The organism is Botrimarina mediterranea (genome assembly GCF_007753265.1).
GTDB classification, from domain to species: Bacteria; Planctomycetota; Planctomycetia; order Pirellulales; family Lacipirellulaceae; genus Botrimarina; species Botrimarina mediterranea.
On sequence record NZ_CP036349.1, the window covers coordinates 175,497 to 196,454 of the forward strand.

The window sequence follows — 20,958 nt, forward strand, 5'->3', positions numbered from 1 at the left end:
AAGTTTTGTTAGACAGGAACGGTAGGATTGGCGGGATGGATGCGAGGCCTATCGCCCCCCAAGCATTATCCTGTCGATCCTGTTCTTCCGGTCTAAATTCGAGAGTGTCGGAGTCGATGGTGAGCTAGCAATAAGACGGTTAGAAGGATCGACGCACTGGTCGGCTCCGGAACCGACACGCCACTCGGTGCGCCTTCGCCGTAATGCGTTGCCCAGACGCCGTAATCGCCGGGCAGGAACCCGCCGCCGATGTTGTCACGCCACACGGTGTAGTCGGCCGCGTTGACGACGCCGTCGGAGTTGTAATCGCCGAGGATGCCCGACTCGAACGCGCCGAGGTCCGGCGCTAAACCCGAGAACGGCATGCCAATATTCTTGCCGGCGTCGATCAGGTTGCTGTCGGGTGAGAGACGCAGGAAGTCGCTCACGGGGAGGCTGCCGTCGGCTTGGCGCGGGCCGCGGGCGATGGCGTCGTCGAGCGACAAGAAGTCGGCCGCGTTTGCGGGGACGCCGTTCCAGGTATTGAACGAACTCGTGACGCCCGACAGGAACGTATCGGACTGACTCCCTAGAACGGAGACGTTGTTGGTGAGGAGGTGCTGGTTGATGGTCTCTGATGCGGTCTCATCGAAGTTCCAATTGCGTCCCGAGTCGAACACGGTCGAATGGTTGACGAAGACACCGAAGCCGTTGCCGTTGACGTCGATGCCGCGGACCCGGTTGTCCCAGGCGAGGACGCGGTTGAGAGTGTGGGGCCCGGAGTCCTGGCCGAGTTTGTAGCCGTTGCCGTCACCATTGAAGTTGGACGGATTCATGTCATTCGCTTCGAGGGCCTCGACGTCGTAGAAGCGCGGCAGGATCTTGCCGTTGTCGAACGCCCAGGAGTCCTCGACTAGCACGGCGCCCTGGATGCTTTGCCACATGTCCCAGCCGTCGTCCGAATTGCCCCACGCACGGGCGCCGCGGACGATGTTGCCGGGGCCGAGTTCGCTGAACTTGATGGCGAAGCCGTCGGCGTTCTCGCCGTTGGAGCTGGGGTCGTAGTTTTCGTACGAGTCGGCGTTCTCGATCAAGTTGTAAGAGGCGGTCCCGCTGAGCTGCATGCCGGAGTCTCCGTTCCAGCGGGTGACGATCCGCTCATAGACGCCGTGATTAGCGCCGCTCCAGACGCCATTGTCGCGGGCGTTCTCGATGGTGAGGCCGCGGAGGTGGAGCCAATCGGCGCCCTCATCGACTTGGATGCCCCGCCCACCGGATTGTCCCCACTGTGAGTTGGACATCGTTGAGAAATCGAGGACCGGGGACTCGCTCTCATACGCCCAGATGCGGATCGGGGCCGACTCGGTTCCGCCCTCGTTGCTGCGGATCTGGATGCGGCTATTGAGCGAGTAAGTCCCGCCGCGGACGTGGAGCGTGTCGCCGGGGTCGAGGCGATCGATCGCAAAGTCGAAGGTCGCCCACGGCGCGCCGATGGACCCGTTGCCGGCGTTGTTGCCGGTGGGGGCGATGAAGTAATCCGCAGCGTGGGAAGTGGATGCGGACAGCGAAGTGAATGCCGTCAGCATCAGTAGGTAGCGTCTCATGCCTTCTCTCTTGTTTTTCCGTCTTCCGGGGCGCTGCCCGCGGCTAGCGCCGACGGCTCAATAGGCGTCGTTTTCGCGGGTGATCGCGTCGAGGTAGACCTCGAGGTTGGTCAGCCCGTCGAGGCCGCGCTGCTCGGCAAGCTGTTTGCCGTTGCGGTCGTCGGGGTCGCTGGGGTCGAGGCCGTTGGCCTGCTCGAACGCGTCGGCCATGCCGTCGGCGTCGCGGTCGAAGTCGGCGGGGCGACGCTTCTCTGGGATGTCGTCGATGCCGGGCAAAACGCCGTCTTCGCGGCGGTAGTCTTCTTGGGTGTCGATGACGTGGCCGCTGCGGTCCTCGAGCGTCTGCACGATCCGCTCATCGACCGCGTCGCGCCATAGCGAGGCGCCAACCGACGCCAGGACCCGCTCGTAGGCCGTCTGGCCGTCGAGTATCGCTTCGGTTGGGATGGTTGCAACGAAGCCGAGGGGCTCGCCATCGCTGATAACGGTGTCGTCTTCGTCGAGGTCATTGAAACAGGCCGCGACTTGCTCAAGGCTCTCAACGAGTTCGCCGTCGTGGCGGACGTTTTGGTTTCGGTCGAAGTAGTTGCCGCGTTGGAAGACCGCTGTCGGCGAATTGGGGCCGCCGCCGCCGCGAAAAAAGTACTTGGCCTTTTTCACGGGGCCGACGACGTAGTAGTTGCCGAGAAGATTGATCCGCACCGCACCCAGGTTGCTGCGGTGAGTCGCCTGATCGCCCCAGTCGTAGACGACACAATTGACGACGTTCACGTCGGTGCGCTTGCGGCGATGCTCTTCGTCGGGGCTAAGCCGTGACTGGGCGCCCCCGATCGAAGGGTTCCGCGCGCGGTTGTGCGCCCAGAGGTTGCCGTAGAGCGTGTAGCCGCCGCGGTTGGCCTGCTGGTCTTCGGGCGTGACCGTCCCGCGGATCAGGCTGCCGTAGCCGTGATTGCCCTTGGCGTGGAACGAGCGATCGAGCGCTTCGGTGACGATCGAGTTCTGCACCGTGACATCGCGGGCCCAGGTGATCGAGAGCGTCTCGTCCATGCCCCACGAAGTCGAGACGTGGTCGAAGATGACGCGCTCGGCCCCGTCACCGATCTGCACCGCGTTGGCGCTAGAAGCTTCAAGGTCACCGGCGCCCTGAGGGTCGTCGCTCGGGCGGCCACGGGCGTTGAGGTCGCCGCAGCGGACGCGGAGGTGGCGGACCACGACATCCTTCGCGCCGTCTACTTCGAAGGGATAGCCGAACAGCGTGATCCCGCCGGGTGAAGTCTGGCCGGCGATGGTGATGTTGTCCTTGTTGATGAGCAGCGGCTGCTTGAGGTGGATGACGCCAGCCACGTCGAAGACGATGGTCCGCGGGCCGGTAGCCGAACGTAGGGCGTGGCGGAGGCTCCCTTCGATCTTTGGCGGGTCTTTACGGACCGAATAGTCTTCGAGGGTAGTGACCTGGTACACGTCGCCGCCACGCCCGCCGGTGGCGGCGGCGCCCTGCCCTACGGCGCCGGGGAACGCCGGCGGGTTTGCGGCAGCCAGCGCCGTGGTGGCTGCGATCGCGAAGAGAGCTAAGAACCGACTTGCAAATGGCATCACGCCGCTAAGCTCCAAGGAAGGTGGCGAGCCGGAAGCGTCAGCGCCCGGAGTGATGTGACGAGGGACTCAAGCCGACGTACCAAGCGTGGCGCGACTCCGGGCGCCTACGCTTCCGGCTCGCCGACGAACGGCGGAGGACAGTGCGATGGTGAGTAGTGCGGCGGCTACGGTCGTCGGCTCAGGGACCGCGAGCGATGACGAGAGCGTGCGGCCGTAGTTGGCGGCCCAGATGTCGTAGTCGGCAGCGGTGTACTGCTGGCCGAAGCCGTCGCGCCAGACGGTGTAGTCGGCGGCATCAACAGCGCCGTCGTCGTTGAAATCGCCAGCGAGGCCAATCGACAACCAGAGCGAGTCGCCCATCACGAACGTGGTGTAGCCCGCCGTGACGGATGCGAAGTCGCCGACGATGGCGTCGGCGGTGATGATTTCCCAGATGCCCGATGAGGGGGTGAAGCCGTCTTGCAGGACAACCTCAAGGGAGCCGCTGAGCGTGGCGACGCCAGTGGCGGTGACGGTGTCGTGCGCCAACGCGGATAGCTCGATCTCAAGGGCGCCAGAGTTGATCGCCAAATCGCCGCCGATCGCTAGATTGCCGATCGCTACGCCGGGCGAGAGTTTGCCGCCATCGACAGCGAGGTCGAAGGTGACGCTCTCGGTCCGGAGTTCGCCGCCGGTGAAGCTCATGGAGCCAAGGGCGCTCTTGGCAAGGGCTGGCGCGACCAGGAGACCGCCGCTGATCGAAAGGCTCGCCGTGGCCGAATCGTGGCCGCCGATGACGACGCCCTCGGCCGTTTGGAGCCAGCCGCTGGTGATGCTGAGCGAGGCGTTGTCGCCGGCTTGGTCGCCGAGTCGGAGCAAGCCGGCGTGCTGGCCCACGGCGTCAACGATCACGCTGCCGCTGCGGATCGTGGCGAGGTCGTGCCGCGAAGGCTGCCAGAGGCTTCCGGCGGTGACGCCGTCGTTGGTGCGCCAATTCTCGATCCGCGCGTAACGAGCGCCGGCGTCGCCGGTGAACTCGATCGGAGCAGTAGCGGGGAACTCGCCGCGTTCGTTGATGAACTCGATGAGGTTGACGTAGCCGTCGCCGTCGAAGTCGAGCTTCCAGTCGAGGTTCGAGTTGGGGTTGAGCCCGTGGGCGACCTCCCAGGCGTCGGGCATGCCGTCGCCATCGGTGTCGTAGCCGGCCGGGTGGTAAGTCGCGGCGGCGTTGTTGACCAAGGCCAGTTCCGACGCGATCGGCGCGGCGGGGCTCGGGCCGTTGGACGGCGCCGTCATGTTGACCGCATTGCCGACGATCCGCTGGTCGATCGTATCGCGTCCCCAGGCCGAGTTGCCGGCGTGGGCAATCACCGAGTGGTACGCGTCGAGCGCCGATTGGGTCGTCACCGGCGCCATGTCGAACGGAGTCGCACGCTGGGTGAAGGTCGACTGCGGCGAAGTCGTCAGCAGCTGAAACATGTTCCAGCCCGTGTCCGCCCCGTTGGGCTCGCCGGACGGATTCGCCTGCCGATCCGAGTCGATGAAGTTACCCGATTGATAGGCTTCGACGTTGGTGTTTTTGTCGATGACAAACGCACGGTTGGCGTTGGCGGTAGTCCAGGGGCCCGCTACGAGATAGTTGCCGACGTAATTGACGTCGACATACTCTTCGTCGTCCTCACTGCTGCCGCCGGCATACGTCGCGCGGTCGCTCCAGTTGTACATCACATTGTTCCGCACGTCGGCGGTGAGCAGCGTGCCGTTGTAACTCCCCAGCCGTGGCTGTCGGCTGCGATTGTTGGCGTACAGGTTGTGGTGGATCGAGACCGAGGCGTCGCTCCGCGGGCGGGCGAGCGTGCCGTACGAGTGCGTGCCGCCGGTAGCGTCGGCGATGATCGAATGCTGGACGGTAATGTTAGTGTTGTTATTGGCGATCGAGAGGTTTTCGTCCTCGGCCCAAGTGGCGGTGACATGGTCGAGGATCATGTTCGAGCCAACGTTGGTAGGCGTGGCCGAGCTGCCGCCGGCGAAGGTGATCGCGTCGGAGCCGTCGCCGGTTCCTTTGCGGAACGTCAGGTACCGCAGGACGATGTTGGTGTTGTCACGGTTGTTGCTGTGCGTGATCTGGACTGTCTCGCCGGTGATAGTGACCTCACCGGGCGCCGTTTGGCCAGCGATGTAGTAGTTCTGGATGTTCTTAATGTCGAGGCTGTCGGAGGTGAGGTTTATCGTGCCAGCGACATCGAAGAGGATAATGCGGTTGGCGGTGTTCTCTTGGAACGCGCCGCGGAGCGAGCCCGGGCCGTCATCATTCAGGTTCGTGACGCGATAGACCGTGGCGTTGGAGAACCAACCGCCGGCGGGCGCCGTTCCCAAGAACGAGCCGCCGAAACCCTCGGCGCCCGGGAAGAACGGCAACTGGGCCGCAGTGGTCGCGGTTATTGCGACGCACAAAGCGAGAGCGATGAGCGGGCGATTTCGCATGATTTATGGATAGTCCGGGAGTCCCCGACGCCAGTCGTGGGAGTGAAGACGGCGCTCGACCGTGGCGCCGCTCCGGGCGCTGCGGCTTCCGGCTCGCCTCGATCGAAGGGCCTTTATCGAGAAGGGGCCGGCCGAGACGCGCCGGCCGGCCCCTAGAATTTGTCACAGCACCCCGTTGCGTTCAGCTACGACGACGCAGTAGAGCGGCGGCGCCGAGCAGGGCGATCGCTGCCGTTGCCGGCTCGGGGATCGCGGCGATGTGCTCGATCTGGATGCGATTGATGTCGATCACGTCGGCGGTCGTCGTGTTGTTCGAGAAGCGGAAGAAGAGCTGCTCGAACGTCGTAGCGATCGGGCCGGCGCCAAGCGTCGCCGCGCCGTTAGGATCGTCGGTCGTCGAGTGCGACGAGATAACGCCGCCGGCATCGGCGATCGAGAACGAGACGTTCATCACGTCCGCGGCAGCGCGCTCCAGCTCGAGGCTGAGTGTGTACTGCGTGTCGAGCGCGTTGACGATCGGCGAGCCGCCGCTGCTGGTCGTGTAGACGCCGGTCGAACCGAGGAGGCTCCCCGTGCCGGTTCGCTTCCCGACCTGCGCGCCCGTGCCGCCGGCGCCGTCCGAATTGAGGGCGATCAGCACGGCGTAGCCGTTCGAGTCGGTCCAGAGTCCGCCGCCGTTGTCGCTATTGGTGTCGCTCATCAACTGCCCGTCGGTCGGATCGTTGAACAAACCGAAGCGGAAGCTCCGCGACGTGTTGGCGTACAGCCCGCCACGGGGGGTGAAATCGACCGTCGCAACGAGCTTGTCGCCGACGGCGAGGTCCACTTCCGAGCCATCGGCGGCGAAATGTGTCCACAGCTTTTTGCTGCCGCCGTCCTGGGTGAAGGCGAGCGAACCCGGGCTGACGGCCGCGTCGGCGACGTGCGAGAGCCAGACGGCCGACTCATTGGGGAGATTGGTTTCGCCACGGCTGCCGTCGGCGAACGAGTCGTTGAGGAGAATCGCCGCCGAGGCGGCGGGGCCCGTTGTCGTCACAGCGAGGCCCAGCATAAGGGCCCAGCCGATCCGGCTAGGGACGAGAGCGAGTGTCTTGTTCATGAGCAACTCCGGGGGTCTACCGCAAGAAAAGGATGCGAGTCAAAAGAAGGACGCGAGACCAGGGCCACCTCAGCGGCCAGCGAGACGAGTGGCGGCGCGGACGCCGCTAGGGAAAAGCCGTGGGCGAACTTCATCGCCACCCTCACCGTAATCCCGGCCTCCGGGACCCACAATTCGCCTGCTTGCAGAGCGGGGGTGAAAAACCGCACTTATTCAGGACAACTCGCTTGTGGTGCGTTATTGCTCCCGACAATTGCAACCAGTGCGGATGACCCTTTCGCCAAGCGTGGATAGGGTGAATGACGGCTGGTCGTTGAAAACCGCTCGGCCCTCTCGTCACTCAGTTTGCCGCTGGCTCATGCTAGCGGCTGTAACGCGACGCCCGGTGTGATGGGAGTGTCGAGTCGCACGGCGCCGAGACCTGGGTGAAGACTCGGCACTCGGCAACCAGGCGGTAGATTCCTAAATTTATTGGCGGACTTTGCGCGGCAATGGACAGTCTCGGTCAAAAGCATCCTCGCACCGGCGGGCCTCACGGCGCTAACGGCGCGGGCTCGTCCAACGGAGCGAACGGCTCGGCGGCGCACGCGACAGCGCTGGAGACGATCGTCCGTGACGCGGTCCGCACGACGCCCGTCTGGGACCTGCACACACACCTCTACCCGGTGGCGTTCGGCACCCCCAACGCCGGCGCCGGGGCGCCCACGGACCCGAAGGGGCTGCTGTTGTGGGGCGTCGATGAGCTGCTGACCTACCACTACCTCGTGGCCGAGGTCTTCCGCGTCGTCCCCAGTCGCGTGCTGCCCTATCAAGACTTCTGGCGGATGTCGAAGGAGGCGCAGGCCGACCACATCTGGCGCCACCTGTTCCTCGAACGCAGCCCGATCAGCGAGGCCTGCCGCGGCGTGCTGACGACACTCCAGGCGCTGGGCCTCGACCCCGACGAGCGCGACCTGGGCCGTTACCGCCGCTGGTTCGCCGCTCAAAACCCGGACGATCACATCGACCGCGTCATGGAGCTCGGCGGCGTCAACCGGATCACGATGACCAACGCGGTGTTCGACGACAACGAACGGTTGCGTTGGCTCGAGAATCCTAATGTCGGCGCCGACTCGCGTTTCGAGGGCGTGCTGCGGTTCGACCCGCTGGTGCGTGACTGGCCCGCGGCGGCGGCGAAGCTCACCCGCTGGGGCTACGCGGCGAGCGAGACACTCGATGACGCCAGCATCGCCAACGCCCGCCGGTTCCTCAACGACTGGATCGACCGCGTCAAAGCGATCTACTGCGCCGTCAGCTTGCCGCCCTCGTTCCGATACGACTCGCCCGATGACGGCTCTTACAGCAGCCGCGTGCTCGCCGACATCGTGCTACCGGTGCTCGCCGAGCGCGACCTGCCCTTTGCGATGATGATCGGCTCGCAGCTGCAGGTGAACCCGGCGCTGGGCGACGCGGGCGACATGGTCGGCCCGGCGGACGTGTTCAGCGTCACCCGCCTAGCGAACGACTTCCCGCAGAACCGCTTCCTGTGCACGATGCTCGCCCGAGAGAACCAGCACGCCCTGGCGGTCGCGGCCCGCAAGTTCGGCAACCTCTTGGTGTTCGGCTGCTGGTGGTTCCTCAACAACCCGTCGCTGGTCGAAGAGATCACCCGCATGCGGGTCGAGCTGCTCGGCCTCAGCTTCGTGCCGCAGCACTCCGACGCGCGCGTGCTTGAGCAACTGATTTACAAGTGGCGCCATAGCCGCGAGTTGATCGCCGATGTGCTGGTGGACAAATACAATGACGCGGCCGCCGCTGGTTGGCGCGCCACCGAGAGTGAAGTGCGTCGCGACGTGGCGCTGCTCTTCGAGAAGAACTTTGCCTCCTTTGTCGAGGCGCCCGCAACATGACGACGATGGCTGCAACTAAAGTTCAGGCGCCCACTCCCCTAGGCATCGAGCCGAGCTTCGGCTTCGGCGACCGCATCGGCTGCGCGACGCCCGGCCACTTGGCGGCGCTGCGTGAAGCGGGCGGCGCCATCCGCGGCATCTTTGCGCAGCAGTCGATCCGGGAGATGACCCGCACGCACCGCACCGCGCCGGAGGTGATGAAGGCCGCGGTCGATGCGCTGGAGGCCGAGGGCTTCTCGGACATCTGGTCCGCCGACGCGGACCACCTGAAGACGCCCGACGACGTGCGCGTTACGATGTCGGCGGGCTTCGTGTTCTTCACGCTCGACCCGTCGGGTTCGGTGGATCAGCAGGCCGACAGCTACTCGGCGAGCGAACTGGCCACGAAGTTCGAGGCCTGCAAGGACTCGGCGCCGTGGCTCGACACGTACCGCGGCAAGACGGTGAAGTTTGCCTCGGGCTCCATCGAGTTCAACGAGCCGACGCTGCGGCGCGCCGCCGTGAAGTACGGCAAGGCGATCCAGGCGACGATCGAGCTAGGCCGCTTCGTCGCCGAAGAGGCCGCCCGCCAAGGCAAGCCGTTCGAGCTCGAGCTCTCGGTCGATGAGACCGACCAGCCGACGACGCCGGCCGAGCACTACCTGATCGCCGATCAATTACGGCAAGCGGGCGTAGCGATCGTCAGCCTCGCCCCGCGCTTCGAGGGGGACTTCGAGAAGGGCGTCGATTACAAGGGCGATCTGGCGTCGCTCGAACATTCGCTTGGCTTCCACGCCGAGATCGCCCAAGAGTTGGGCCCCTACAAGCTGTCGTTGCACTCGGGGTCGGACAAAATCTCGATGTACCGCCTGCTGTCGCGGGCGACGAAGGGCCGCTTCCATGTGAAGACGGCCGGCACCAGTTACCTCGAAGCCCTGCGTGTCGTGGCGCGGAGCGACGACGCCCTGTTCCGGCGGATCGTCGACTTCTCGCGCGGCTGCTACGACCGCGACAAGGCGACCTACCACGTCTCCGCGACGCTCGCTGACGCGCCGCCACAAAGCGAGGTCGCCGACGCGATCGAACTCGAACGGCTGTACCTGGAGCGCTGGGAAGACGTCCCCGCGGGGAAGGGCTTCACGGCGCCGGGGCGACAAGTCCTGCATTGCACGTTTGGTTCGGTGATGACCGACCCCGAACTTGGCCCGGCCGTCAAGGGCGTGTTGGCGGGCAACCAATCGGCGTACGACGAGGTCCTGCGGGACCACTTCGTGCGGCACCTCGACCCGCTCCGCGAGGGTTGAGGCTTAGCCGAAGCTGCGCGCAGCGCTGGGACGCGCGGCGCGATCGCGGAATCTTTTCTCGCTGCTACTCTTCAACAATTCAGGCGACACAGGAGACGCATTACCATGCGGCTTACGGCCTATTCGTCGCGCGCTAGTCGCACCAGTGGTTTCACCCTCGTGGAGCTGCTGGTGGTGATCGCCATTATCGGCATCCTTGTAGCGCTACTCTTGCCGGCGGTGCAAGCCGCCCGCGAAGCGGCGCGGCGTTCGCAGTGCATCAATCAGATCAAGCAGCTCTCGCTGGCGATCCACAACCATCACGATGTACGGAAGGAGTTGCCCCCATCGAGAATCAACGACGGTCAAGCAACCTGGCTTTGGCTCATCTTGCCGCAGATTGAGGAGCAGGCGCACTTTGATCGTTGGGACTTCAAGCAAGGGTGCTTTTACGACTTGCCTGAACAGGTACGTTTGCATGAGCTGCCGAACATCGTCTGCCCCTCGCAGTTTCACGAGTCGCCTTTTGCGGCGGTGGCGCCAGGCGACACGCACGCCCACTCTGAAACCACATACGAAGGCGTGATCACGGACTACAGTCCGTCGGCGATATCGACTTGTGTCTCACTGACCTCCAGCTCGACCGAGAATGCGAAGCGCGCCGACGGGGCGATCGTGCCGGGAGATTTCGATCGCACCAATGGGAATTTCCCTAGGACGATCGAACGCTATTGGTCGAGGACTTCACTCTCGAAGATCACCGACGGCACCTCTAAGACCTTCATGGTAGGGCACGGAAGCAAGGACGAGGCCGAGTCGAAGCATGCGTTCGGCGGGGATGTCGAACCCGGTCTCCGATCGGGTGAGCTCGCCCCGTTCTCAAAGAGCCCCGACGAGGGAGGATTTGGAGGCCCGCATCCCGGCGTCGTCTTGATGGGAATGGCGGACGGCCAAGTGCGTCCGGTGAGGCTGGATATTGATCCCGCGGTCGTCGATCGCATGGTGACACGTGCCGGTGACGATCTCTATCAAGAGGATCAGCCGGCAAATGGTTCCTGCGCGCCGGTGATCTCCAATCCCTTCTGACCCCCGGATTAGCTCCGCAAACCCCATCATGCAATTGTTGAACGTCCGAAGCATCGTCTGGCTAGCCACGATCGTGGCGGTGGTCGCTGCTGGTTGCGGTGGCCCTGTCCGGATCAAGGTTGGCGGACGGGTGACTCGCGTCGATGGCACACCGGTGTCGGGGGCAAAAGTCCTCTTTCGATCTTCCGAGACGGGGGCGTCCGCCGACGGGATCACCGATGATGACGGCAACTACGAAGTTGGAGGAGTGGAAAGAGGAGACGGCGTGCCGCCCGGCAAGTACCAAGTGGCAGTGAGCGAGAAACGAGGCGGCTGGGATAACCCCAAGGCACGCACCATCCATCCCGTGTATGAGAGCCCCAGCACGTCGGGGTTGGAGTGCGAGGTGACGACATCGAGTTCTTCGATGAACTACGACATGGAACTCGAACTGCCAAGTACGTCAGGAAAGAGTTGACACAATCTCTCCTTGTTGCAACCGCGGAGTCTCTGCAATGTTCTATTCTCGTCTCGTTTCCATCGCCTTCACCGCGTCAGCGGCGCTTCTCTGTCCCTCGAGCGTCATCGCGGCGGTCAACTTCGTCGGAGAGCCAGCGCCGGCCGCCCTCGGCGACTTCAATAGCGATGGCGCCGTGAACGCCGCGGATTACACGGTCTACCGAGATAACGACGGAAGTGGGGCCGCGTTGCCCAACGACAACGGCCTCGGAACCCCCATTGGCGCTGCCCATTACACGTTGTGGAGCACGAACTACGGGGCGACGGGTGGATCGGGGGCAACGTTCGCATTTGAGGACCCCGCGAACTGGGACGTTAGTGACTTTAACCCCATACCGTCAGCGGGTCTCGAATCGACCCCTCCAGGCCGCGACAGTATCTGGTTTGTCGATAACAATGCGGAAGACATCACGATCGTTCTCACCGATGAGCGGAGCGGCGAGAACGGGACCGAGCAAATGGGCACGTTTGCTTATGGCGGAGAGTCTGGCGCCAATGACTTCAACGCGAAGACAACGTTCGTCATCAACAATAGCGTTACTTTGACTGCCATCGAGCGCAACTCAAGCGGTGAACCGACCGGCACGACGAACGGGACCCGGGCCATGCGACTCGGCCGAGAGAATATCAACCCGCTAAGCACTCTCGCCGGCGGAACCACCGAGACGGCCCCTTGGGCGATCCTGAAACATACGCATGGTACGCTCCAGTACGTGCCCGAGGTTCCGGCTAATAACGCAACGATCGATTTCTCTCGCGACAAACCTAACTCCGCCGGCGCATTATACGAGATCTGTGGCGACGCGGTTTTGAATCTTCACGGTGCGATTCGCCTGGGAGATCGTGACAATGGCGGCTCACGAACCACGCCGGGCGCGATCTTCCGTGTACGCGGGTCGGGGGTCCAGGCTAACGTTGAGGATTACTGGAACGAAAGCCGACTCGGCCTCTGGGACCACGACAACGATGTCACAACCGACAACCCGAATGGCGTCACGAACATGAAGCTCGGCAAGTTTGTCACAGAGTTTGTTCTCGACGCTGGCGGCGCCTCGCCGGTTGTCGTGAACGACGAACTCCGTCTCGGTCGCACCGAGGACCTCGAAGGGAATCGTGAGATCGGTTACGCCTTTCTGCGGATCAAGCTCTCGGAGCCGACCACTGCGGGTTCAGGCAGTGTCGGGTCAGGTGACGAGATCGTGCTGTTCCAGGCTGATCGCATCTCATCGCAAGTTGACCTCGACAACGACCCCGGCGTGGAATCGGGCGAGATCGAAATGGGACGGTTCTTTGACCCTGACCGGGCTGGCCTTAACACGGCTGGCACGTCGATGCTCCCGCACGCGGGATTATGGGAAGGCACAAAAGTGCGTGCCGACTACGCCGGCGCCGCGTACGAGTGGACGATCAACTACTTCGACTCTGCAGATGATGGTGTGGTGGTGGACGCGGTGACGCTTAGTGATCTGCTAGTCACGGGCACGCCCGGCGACTTGAGCGGGAATGGCGTCTTGGGCCCCGAAGATCGGACAGCGCTCTTGAATGCGATCGCGTCTCCTCCTGAGATCGCGATTGCGACGGCACAAAATCTGTTCGACCTCAACGCCGACGACCTCGTCGACAGCCTCGATCTGGCGGTTTTTGACACGCACTTCGGAAGCGCCGCTCTAGCCATCCCCGAGCCCACGGCCGCGATGCTCGCCTTGGTTGGGTTAGGACTGGCCGCGCGGCGGCGTTAGCCGACGCACACTGCCGACCTCTTCTGGTAGGCAGTCCGGCGGCAGCCCTCGGGGTGGGGGCTGCCGCCGGTTTTTGTTTCGTCTTGGTTCGTAAGGTTAAGGTTGATGACTCACGCAAAGGCGCGAAGACGCAAAGGCTCTTGGCTTCATCTTCTTTGCGTCTTCGCGACTTTGTGTGAGACCTAGTCGTTCACCGTGGAGATCGAGCTTCCTAATGAGAAAGCTAGTAGGGTGTGTCGCGATTGCCGTTTTTCTCAGCGCGTCGGATTTGCGAGCTGAGGAGTCGCCGGGGTGGGACGACGTTCCCACGATCGTCGCCGCGATCGAGGCGCCGCTGATTCCGGACGGTGACTTCCCTGTCACCGATCATGGCGCGAAGCCCGATGGCAAGACCGATTGCCGGCAGGCGATCGCCGACGCCATCCGCGCTTGCCATGAGGCGGGTGGCGGGCGCGTCGTCGTTCCGGAGGGCGAGTGGTACTGCAAAGGACCGATTCATCTGTTGTCGAGGGTCAACCTACATTTGAACAAGGGGGCGACGCTCCAGTTCAGCAACGACCCCGACGACTTCTTGCCGGAAGTCCACACTCGCTTCGAGGGGACCGAGGTGATGATGTGGTCGCCGCCGATCTACGCGTTCGAGCAGCACGACATAGCGATCACCGGCGAAGGGGTCATCGACGGCGGCGCCGACGACGAGCACTGGTGGGTCTGGAAGCGGAGCGGCGCGACGGACATCAAGCGACTCGGCGAGATGGGCGAGAAGGGCGTGCCGGTGAGCGAACGCCGCTTCGGCGGCTCGCAGCTGCGCGTCAACTTCGTGCAGCCCTACCGCTGCGAGCGTGTGCTGATCGAGGGGATCACCGTTCACCGCTCGCCCATGTGGTGCCTCAATCCGGTGCTCTGCAAGAACGTCACGGTGCGCGGCGTGACGGTCGATAGCCACGGCCCGAACAACGACGGATGCAACCCCGAGTCGTGCTCGGGCGTGTTGATCGAAGGCTGCTTCTTCGACACGGGCGACGACTGCATCGCGATCAAGAGCGGCCGCAACGCCGACGGCCGGCGCGTAGGAGCGCCGAGCGAGAATATCGTCGTCCGCAACTGCACGATGCGCGACGGCCACGGCGGCGTGGTGCTCGGCAGCGAGATGTCGGGCGGCATCCGCAACGTGTTCGTTGAGGACTGCGAGATGGACTCCCCGAATCTCGAACGCGCGATCCGTCTGAAGAGCAATTCGATGCGTGGCGGTTACTTGCGCAACATGCAGGTCCGCAACATCCGCGTCGGCGAGGTGAGCGACGCCGTCTTCCGGATCAACCTCGTCTACAGCGAACCCGAGTCGGGCCCCTACCCGCCGGCGGTGAGCGATGTCGTGCTAGAGAACGTCACCGCGGAGAAGTGCAAACGTCCGATGCACCTGGTGGGATTGGCCGAGTCGCCGATCCAGGGGCTGACGATCAAGAACTGCCGGTTCGGTGGCGCGAAGCAGGCGAGCTTGATCGAGCACGTGGCGGATTTGAAGCTGGAGTACTACTCACAGCCGGAAAAGTGAGACGCGAGAACTGATCGCGAGCGAAGCAAGCGCTAAGGCGAGCCCCCAGACGTCAGTCGGGGGAGGAACCACGTACCCGCTGCACTCCCACGACTGGCGTCGTGGGCTCTCGTTCGAAACGATGAACACCGTGTGCCGGGGTCACCCGCGGCTAGCGCCGACGGCTCACATTTAGCAACCCATCGCTTACGCTTCGGCGGCTTCGTCTTCGGCGGATGACGCTGGCGGCGTGGCGGGTTTGCGTTCGGTGGCGGTGCCGGGGACGATCTTGGGGCCGGGGCTGGCTTGCTCGATCAGCTCGCCGAGCTTTGTGGCCTCGATGACTTCCTTCTCGAGCAGCTCGGCCGTGATCGCTTCTAGCGCCGGACGTCGCGACGCGAGGATGCGCCGCGTTTGCTCGAGCGCCTCGTCAACGATCCGCTTGACCTCTTGGTCGATTTCGCGGGCCGTCTGCTCGCTGTGGTGCTTGATGTAGCCCGCCTCTTGGCCGAGGAACCCGGTGGTGCGCTCGCGGTAAGTGACGCGGCCCAAGCGGCTCATGCCGTAGTCCATCACCATGCTGCGGGCGACTTCGGTGGCGCGGTCGAGGTCGTTGCTGGCGCCGGTGCCGACGTCGTCGAAGATCAACTCTTCGGCGAGGGTGCCGGCGAGCATCACTTGCAGCTGGCTCTCCAGCTGGCTCTTGGTGATCATGTAGCGGTCCGCTTCAGGACGCTGCTGCATGTAGCCGAGCGCCGACAGGCCGCGGGGGATGATCGAGACCTTGTGGACCGGGTCGGTGTTCGGCAGCGAGTAGGCGATCAGCGCGTGGCCCCCCTCGTGCACGGCGAGGCGGTGCTTCTCCTCTTCGAGCATGATGCGGCTCTTCTTTTCGAGACCGATCGAAGCGCGTTCGACGGCCTCGAAGAACTCCACCTTGCCGACCATCTCTTTGCCATTGCGGGCGGCGAGCAGCGCGGCCTCGTTGACCATGTTCGCCAAGTCGGCGCCGACGAAACCGCTGGTGATGCCGGCGAGGGCTTCGACATCGACCTCGTCGGAGACTTTGATGTTGGTGAGGTGGACTTCGAGGATCTGCTTGCGGCCGGCGACGTCGGGTCGATCGACCAGCACGTGGCGGTCGAAGCGGCCCGGGCGTAACAGGGCCGGGTCGAGCGTCTCGGGGCGGTTGGTGGCGCCCATGATGATGATGCCCGAGTTCGTCCCGAACCCGTCCATCTCCACGAGCAGCGCGTTGAGCGTCTGCTCGCGTTCGTCGTGGCTCCCCATGTTGCCGGCGCCGCGGGTCTTGCCGAGGGCGTCGAGCTCGTCGATGAAGACGATACACGGGGCGCGTTGTTCGGCTTGCTGGAACATGTCGCGGACGCGGGCGGCGCCGACGCCGACGAACATCTCGACGAAGTCTGAGCCGCTCAAGGAGAAGAACGGCACGCCCGCCTCGCCGGCGACGGCCTTGGAGAGCAGCGTCTTGCCGGTTCCCGGGGGGCCGACCAGGAGCACGCCCTTGGGGATGCGCCCGCCGAGGCGCTGGTATCGCTCGGGGTTCTTGAGGAAGTCGACAACCTCTCGCAGCTCTTCAACCGCTTCGTCGATGCCGGCGACGTCGTCGAACGTGACTTCAAGGTCTTCTTGCGCGTAGAGCTTGCCGCGGCTGCGGCCGAAGGCCATCGGCGAGCCGGCGCCGCCGAGGCGCTTCAGCATGTAGACCATCAGGCCGACGAGCAGCCCCATCATCAGCAGCGTTGGCACCCAGTTGAACAGCGGGTTCGCCGGCTGGGCGGCTCTATACTTGAGGTTGTTGGCTTCGAGCAGGTCGCCGATCTTGGGAAGGTTGGCGTTCCAATTCACGTGGAAGCGGACGTCGTTCTCCGTGGCGCCGGCTTCGGCCTGCGGGGAGGGCGTCGATTCGCTGGCGGCGTCGCCGCTAGGCATCGTCGCGCCGGGAGGGAGCACCTGGCGCGTGACGCGGCCGGTAACACCGTCGTAGCTCACTTCGAGCTTGCTGAGGTTCGACAGCCGCACGAGCCGTTCGGGCTCCATCGTGCGATCGACGTAATCGATGTAGCCGGGGCCTGCCGGCCGTGGCGCCGGCTCGTCGGTGGTGGACTCTTCGATCGCGGTCTCTTCGTCACCCTCGACCGAGTTCCCCTCGACTGAGACCGCGACGCCGGCCGATTCGGGCGGCACGTAGGAGGCTTCGACGAGCCTCTTGAAGTCACTCCACTCCAGCGCAGTCGACGAGCCGCCCCCGAAGAGCGTGACGCCGAACATCAGCAGCACGAACACCGCCAGGAGGTACCAGACGAAGCTGACGGGCTGCGAGCCGGGTTTCTTCCCGTCGTTGCCCCGTTTGTCGTTCTTGGGGGATTCGGGCTGCTTTTCCATTCGAAGATCGCGGCAGGGAAGAGAAAGGTAGACTTATCATCCAAACGCAAACAGGGCGCCGACGGTTCACCAAAGGCTAGAATCGACTTGCTGAGGGCGGCAATCGGCCTGTCCGTGGCGGTCGTCGGCTCAGCCGGCTCGCCTTGTGGGTCGATGACGGTCGCCGATAGAATCGCCGGACTCGCTGCAAAGGCAATCCTACCAAGATTTTAGCGAAGCAAAGGCCGCTGCGGCGCGATCTCCGGGGGGCTGACGCGACGAACCAACGGAACGGCCGCCCGTGCAACCCGCCCGGCCGGCGCTGACCCCCCCAAACGGACCACCAAACCGGCGCAAGCCCGACTGCTCCGTAACGAACTACCCGTCGCGTCCCGCCCCAATTGTCCCCACCGGCGCCGCCGAGTCATGGCTGACCGTTCGAAGACCCCCGCCCCCTCCGCCGATGGCGAGCCGCCCCGCCGCGTCGCCGTCCTCGGCTCTTCCGGCAGTATCGGCCGGAACACGATCGAGGTAATCCGCGCCAGCGGCGGCCGGCTGAAGGCGACGGTGCTTTCGGCTCACTCGCGGCTCGACCAGCTGATCGAGCAGGCCGAGCTGCTGAAGCCAAAGTTCGTCGTCGCTTCGGATGAACAAGCCGCCGCCGAGCAGTCTTGGAAGAAGCTCCCCAAGGGGACCGAGCTGCTGGTGGGGCCGAAGGGGCTCGAGCAGGCCGCTAGCTGCGACGAAGTCGACGTCGTGCTAGCAGCGATCGTCGGCGCCGCGGGCGTCCGCAGCACGCTCGCCGCGCTCAAAGCGGGCAAGACGGTCGCCTTGGCGAACAAAGAGACGCTTGTCACCGCAGGACCGCTCGTGCGCAAGATGCTCGACGCCGAGCGGAAGAAAAACCCCGCCGCGCCGGAGCGTCTGCTGCCGGTCGACAGCGAGCACAGCGCGGTGTTCCAGTCGATGGCGTGCGGCCGGCGTGACGAGGTGGAGAAGATCTTCCTCACCGCCAGCGGCGGGCCGTTCCGCACGTGGGCCCGTGAGCACCTGGCCCAAGTGACCGTTGATGAGGCGCTCGCCCACCCGACCTGGGACATGGGCCCGAAGATCACGATCGATTCGGCCACGATGATGAACAAGGCGCTGGAGGTGATCGAAGCGCGGTGGTTGTTCGACACGCCCGCCGAACGCATCCAGGTGCTGATCCATCCGCAGTCGATCATCCATTCGATGGTTGAGTTTGTGGACGGCTCGGTCGTGGCCCAACTCGGACGCCCCGACATGAAGCTGCCGATCCAGTACGCACTGGATTATCCGCGACGGCTCGCCGGCCCTGCCGAGCGGCTCGACTGGACGCGGATGCACGAGCTGCGTTTCGAGCCGGCCGACTTCGACCGCTTCCCGGCGTTGGCGCTGGGGTTCGAGGTCGCTCGGCAAGGCGGCACCAGCGGCGCGGTGCTCAACGCGGCCAACGAGGCGGCGGTGCAGTCGTTCCTCGAAGGGGACCTGCACTTCACGGAGATCGTCCCGGCCTGCCGCAGCATCCTGGAAGCCCACGACTACGAAGCCAACCCAACGCTCCAGCGGCTCGAGGAACTCGATCTCTGGGCGCGAGAAGAAATCCACAGCTGGGTCTGTGCCTAAGGAGGGACGAGGGGTCAGGGACGGGGGACGAGGGAATCGTCGCCGTCGCTTGCGCTTCTTTCCCTCGCCCTCCGTCCCCCGTCCCTAATCCCTCCCCCGATGCAAACCCTCTTCGCCATTCTTCAAGTCGCGCTCGGCCTGGGCTTCGTGATCTTTGTTCACGAGCTGGGTCACTTCCTCGTCGCCAAGGCGTGCGGGGTGCGCTGCGACAAGTTCATGATCGGCTTCGACATCGGCGGGCTCAAGCTGAGCCGCAAGTGGGGCGAGACCGAGTACGGCATCGGCATCCTGCCGCTGGGCGGTTACGTGAAGATGTTCGGCCAGGAGGACAACGCCGGCGCCATTGCCGAAGAGATCGAGGCGTCGAAGGCGATGGAGGGTTCGCCCGACGCCAAAGAGGTGATGGGCCCCGATGGCAAGAAGGTCTGGGTCCACAAACGCAGCTACATGGCCAAGAGCGTGCCGCAACGCATGGCGATCATCTCGGCGGGCGTGATCATGAACGTGATCTTTGCTGTGGTGATGGCGTTCATCGCGTTTGGCGTCGGCGTGCCGGAAACGCCGGCGACGGTCGGCGCGACGATCGCCGGCAGCCCGGCGTGGCAGGTTGGCCTGCGGACGGGCGACCGCCTAACGAGGATCGGCGACATCCAGAACCCCACTCACAAGCAACTCGTTGGGTCGGTCGTCCTCGGGGACCTCGAAAAAGGGCTCGACACCGAGGTGCTCCGCACGGACGGATCAACCGAGCAGATCACCCTGCGACCCAAGCTGACGGGCATGGCGCCGCAGGTCGGCGTGCTGATGGCGAATCGCTTGCGGCTCTCAGCGACCGAGCCCGTCGCGCCGCACTCACCGGCGGCTTCGCTAGGCGACGAGGGCTTCGAAGCGGGTGACCAGATCGTTGCCGTTGATGGCGAAGAGGTGGACACCTATGCCGGCCTGTTTGCGACGTTCGCCGCCAAACGCGATCAACCGCTCACACTCACCGTGATCCGCGACGGCAAAGCGCCGGCGGGCGATCCCTTCGGCGTCGTCGAAGGGGGCGAGCGCGTCGACGTCACGCTGCCGCCCGACCCGATGGAGCGGTTGGGCATCGTGCCGACGCTCGGTCCTGTGGTCGTGGTTGAGCAGGGCTCTCCCGCCGATGAGGCCGGCATTAAGGTCGGCGATGTGATCACCGCCGTCGATGGCGAGGCGATCGGCGCCGCGCCCGAAGGCGAACCCGCCCTCGACCCGGTGACGCTCGACGCGAAGCTCGGCGCCATCGCCGCGCGACGCGAGGATGTCGTGTTGACGGTCGATCGCAACGGCGAGGCCGTCGAGCTCTCGATGGCGCCGCGCGTTGTCACTTGGCAGTCGATGGCGATCACCGAGAACAGCCCCCAGACGTTCGACGCCATCGGCGCCGCTTGCGAACTGCGCGCCGAGGTGGCGTCGCTCATCGGCGGCAGCCCCGCGGCGGCGTCGGACCTGCGCCCGGGCGACCGGGTCTCGAAGGCGACCCTCTCTTGGACCGATGCGAAGGGCGTTTCGCAGACCGACTCCATGGAGTTCGGCGAAGGACAACAGAACTGGCCCGTATTCATCCTGGCCCTGCAGAACCCGGGCGATGACTTCACGGTCGAGCTGTCGATCGCGAGCGATTCATCCGCTGAGCAGCAGCCGTCGCGAAGCGTGAAACTCAAGCCCGTTTCGGTTTCCGATTCGTACATGGTCAACAACCGCGGCCTCGTGCTGTCGCCACTCCGAGTGATGCACGTCGCCAAGAACTTCCAAGAGCAGGCCGAGCTCGCCTTCCGTGAGACGGGTAGCGCGCTGATGAGCGTCGTGCGGTTCTTGCAGAAGATCGGCGGGCAGGTCTCGGTGAAGGCGCTCGGCGGGCCGCTGACGATCGCGCAGGTGGCGGGAGAGGCGGCGTTCGAGGGTGTTGGCGCCCTGCTCATGTCGCTGGTGATGCTCAGCGCGAACCTGGCGGTGCTCAACTTCCTGCCAATCCCCGTGCTCGACGGCGGGCACATGGTGTTCTTGCTCTACGAGGGGATCACCGGGCGGCCCGTCAACGAGAAGGTGGCGATCGCCCTGCAGACGGTCGGCCTGCTCTTGTTGCTCAGCCTGATGCTGTTCGTCACTTCGATGGACATCTCCCGGCTGGTGACGAGTCTGTTCTAAGGCGC

General features: G+C 64.6%; 13 protein-coding genes. 8 read left to right on the forward strand and 5 right to left on the reverse strand.

Annotated elements, in window-relative coordinates; genetic code table 11:
- Positions 1 to 92: 92 nt before the first annotated feature.
- The 4 genes from Spa11_RS00735 to Spa11_RS00750 all read right to left on the reverse strand — a co-directional run bounded on the left by Spa11_RS00735 (position 93) and on the right by Spa11_RS00750 (position 6,741).
- A complete protein-coding gene (locus tag Spa11_RS00735; protein ID WP_145105456.1) occupies positions 93 to 1,583 on the reverse strand; it encodes a right-handed parallel beta-helix repeat-containing protein in 1,491 nt (496 codons plus the stop codon).
- A gap of 57 nt (positions 1,584 to 1,640) precedes the next feature.
- Complete coding sequence (locus Spa11_RS00740; protein ID WP_231933094.1) at positions 1,641 to 3,176, reverse strand: pectate lyase family protein; 1,536 nt, start codon at positions 3,174 to 3,176, stop codon at positions 1,641 to 1,643.
- Positions 3,177 to 3,245: 69 nt separating this feature from the next.
- Positions 3,246 to 5,642 carry a hypothetical protein gene (locus Spa11_RS00745; protein WP_145105462.1) on the reverse strand — a complete coding sequence of 799 codons (2,397 nt, stop codon included), beginning with the start codon at positions 5,640 to 5,642 and terminating at the stop codon, positions 3,246 to 3,248.
- Between the two features lie 181 nt (positions 5,643 to 5,823).
- On the reverse strand, positions 5,824 to 6,741 hold the full coding sequence (locus Spa11_RS00750) for a hypothetical protein (RefSeq protein WP_145105465.1): 918 nt from the start codon (positions 6,739 to 6,741) through the stop codon (positions 5,824 to 5,826).
- A 491-nt stretch (positions 6,742 to 7,232) separates the two neighbouring features.
- On the opposite strand from Spa11_RS00750, the gene Spa11_RS00755 reads away from it, so the two are divergent.
- The 6 genes from Spa11_RS00755 to Spa11_RS00780 all read left to right on the forward strand — a co-directional run bounded on the left by Spa11_RS00755 (position 7,233) and on the right by Spa11_RS00780 (position 14,770).
- Positions 7,233 to 8,630, forward strand: coding sequence for a hypothetical protein (locus Spa11_RS00755; RefSeq protein ID WP_197529640.1), 1,398 nt, complete (start codon positions 7,233 to 7,235; stop codon positions 8,628 to 8,630).
- A 5-nt stretch (positions 8,631 to 8,635) separates the two neighbouring features.
- Positions 8,636 to 9,913: a tagaturonate epimerase family protein gene (locus tag Spa11_RS00760; protein ID WP_197529641.1), complete on the forward strand. Its 1,278-nt coding sequence runs from the start codon at positions 8,636 to 8,638 to the stop codon at positions 9,911 to 9,913.
- Between the two features lie 105 nt (positions 9,914 to 10,018).
- Entirely contained in the window at positions 10,019 to 10,978 is a 960-nt protein-coding gene (locus Spa11_RS00765) for a DUF1559 family PulG-like putative transporter (protein ID WP_145116866.1), read from the forward strand.
- 28 nt (positions 10,979 to 11,006) lie between these two features.
- Complete coding sequence (locus Spa11_RS00770) at positions 11,007 to 11,435, forward strand: carboxypeptidase-like regulatory domain-containing protein (RefSeq protein WP_145105471.1); 429 nt, start codon at positions 11,007 to 11,009, stop codon at positions 11,433 to 11,435.
- A gap of 37 nt (positions 11,436 to 11,472) precedes the next feature.
- Positions 11,473 to 13,215, forward strand: a complete 1,743-nt coding sequence (locus Spa11_RS00775; RefSeq protein ID WP_145105474.1) for a hypothetical protein — start codon at positions 11,473 to 11,475, stop codon at positions 13,213 to 13,215.
- A gap of 214 nt (positions 13,216 to 13,429) precedes the next feature.
- Entirely contained in the window at positions 13,430 to 14,770 is a 1,341-nt protein-coding gene (locus tag Spa11_RS00780; protein ID WP_145105477.1) for a glycoside hydrolase family 28 protein, read from the forward strand.
- Between the two features lie 186 nt (positions 14,771 to 14,956).
- Here Spa11_RS00780 and ftsH read toward each other — a convergent pair whose 3' ends face one another.
- Complete coding sequence (gene ftsH / locus Spa11_RS00785) at positions 14,957 to 17,155, reverse strand: ATP-dependent zinc metalloprotease FtsH (RefSeq protein ID WP_315851338.1); 2,199 nt, start codon at positions 17,153 to 17,155, stop codon at positions 14,957 to 14,959.
- A 405-nt stretch (positions 17,156 to 17,560) separates the two neighbouring features.
- Between ftsH and dxr the strand changes: the two genes are divergently transcribed.
- Together dxr and Spa11_RS00795 are read left to right on the forward strand one after the other, a co-directional pair.
- Positions 17,561 to 18,781, forward strand: a complete 1,221-nt coding sequence (gene dxr, locus Spa11_RS00790; protein ID WP_145105480.1) for a 1-deoxy-D-xylulose-5-phosphate reductoisomerase — start codon at positions 17,561 to 17,563, stop codon at positions 18,779 to 18,781.
- 99 nt (positions 18,782 to 18,880) lie between these two features.
- Positions 18,881 to 20,953: a site-2 protease family protein gene (locus Spa11_RS00795; RefSeq protein ID WP_145105483.1), complete on the forward strand. Its 2,073-nt coding sequence runs from the start codon at positions 18,881 to 18,883 to the stop codon at positions 20,951 to 20,953.
- The last annotated feature ends 5 nt before the right edge of the window (positions 20,954 to 20,958 follow it).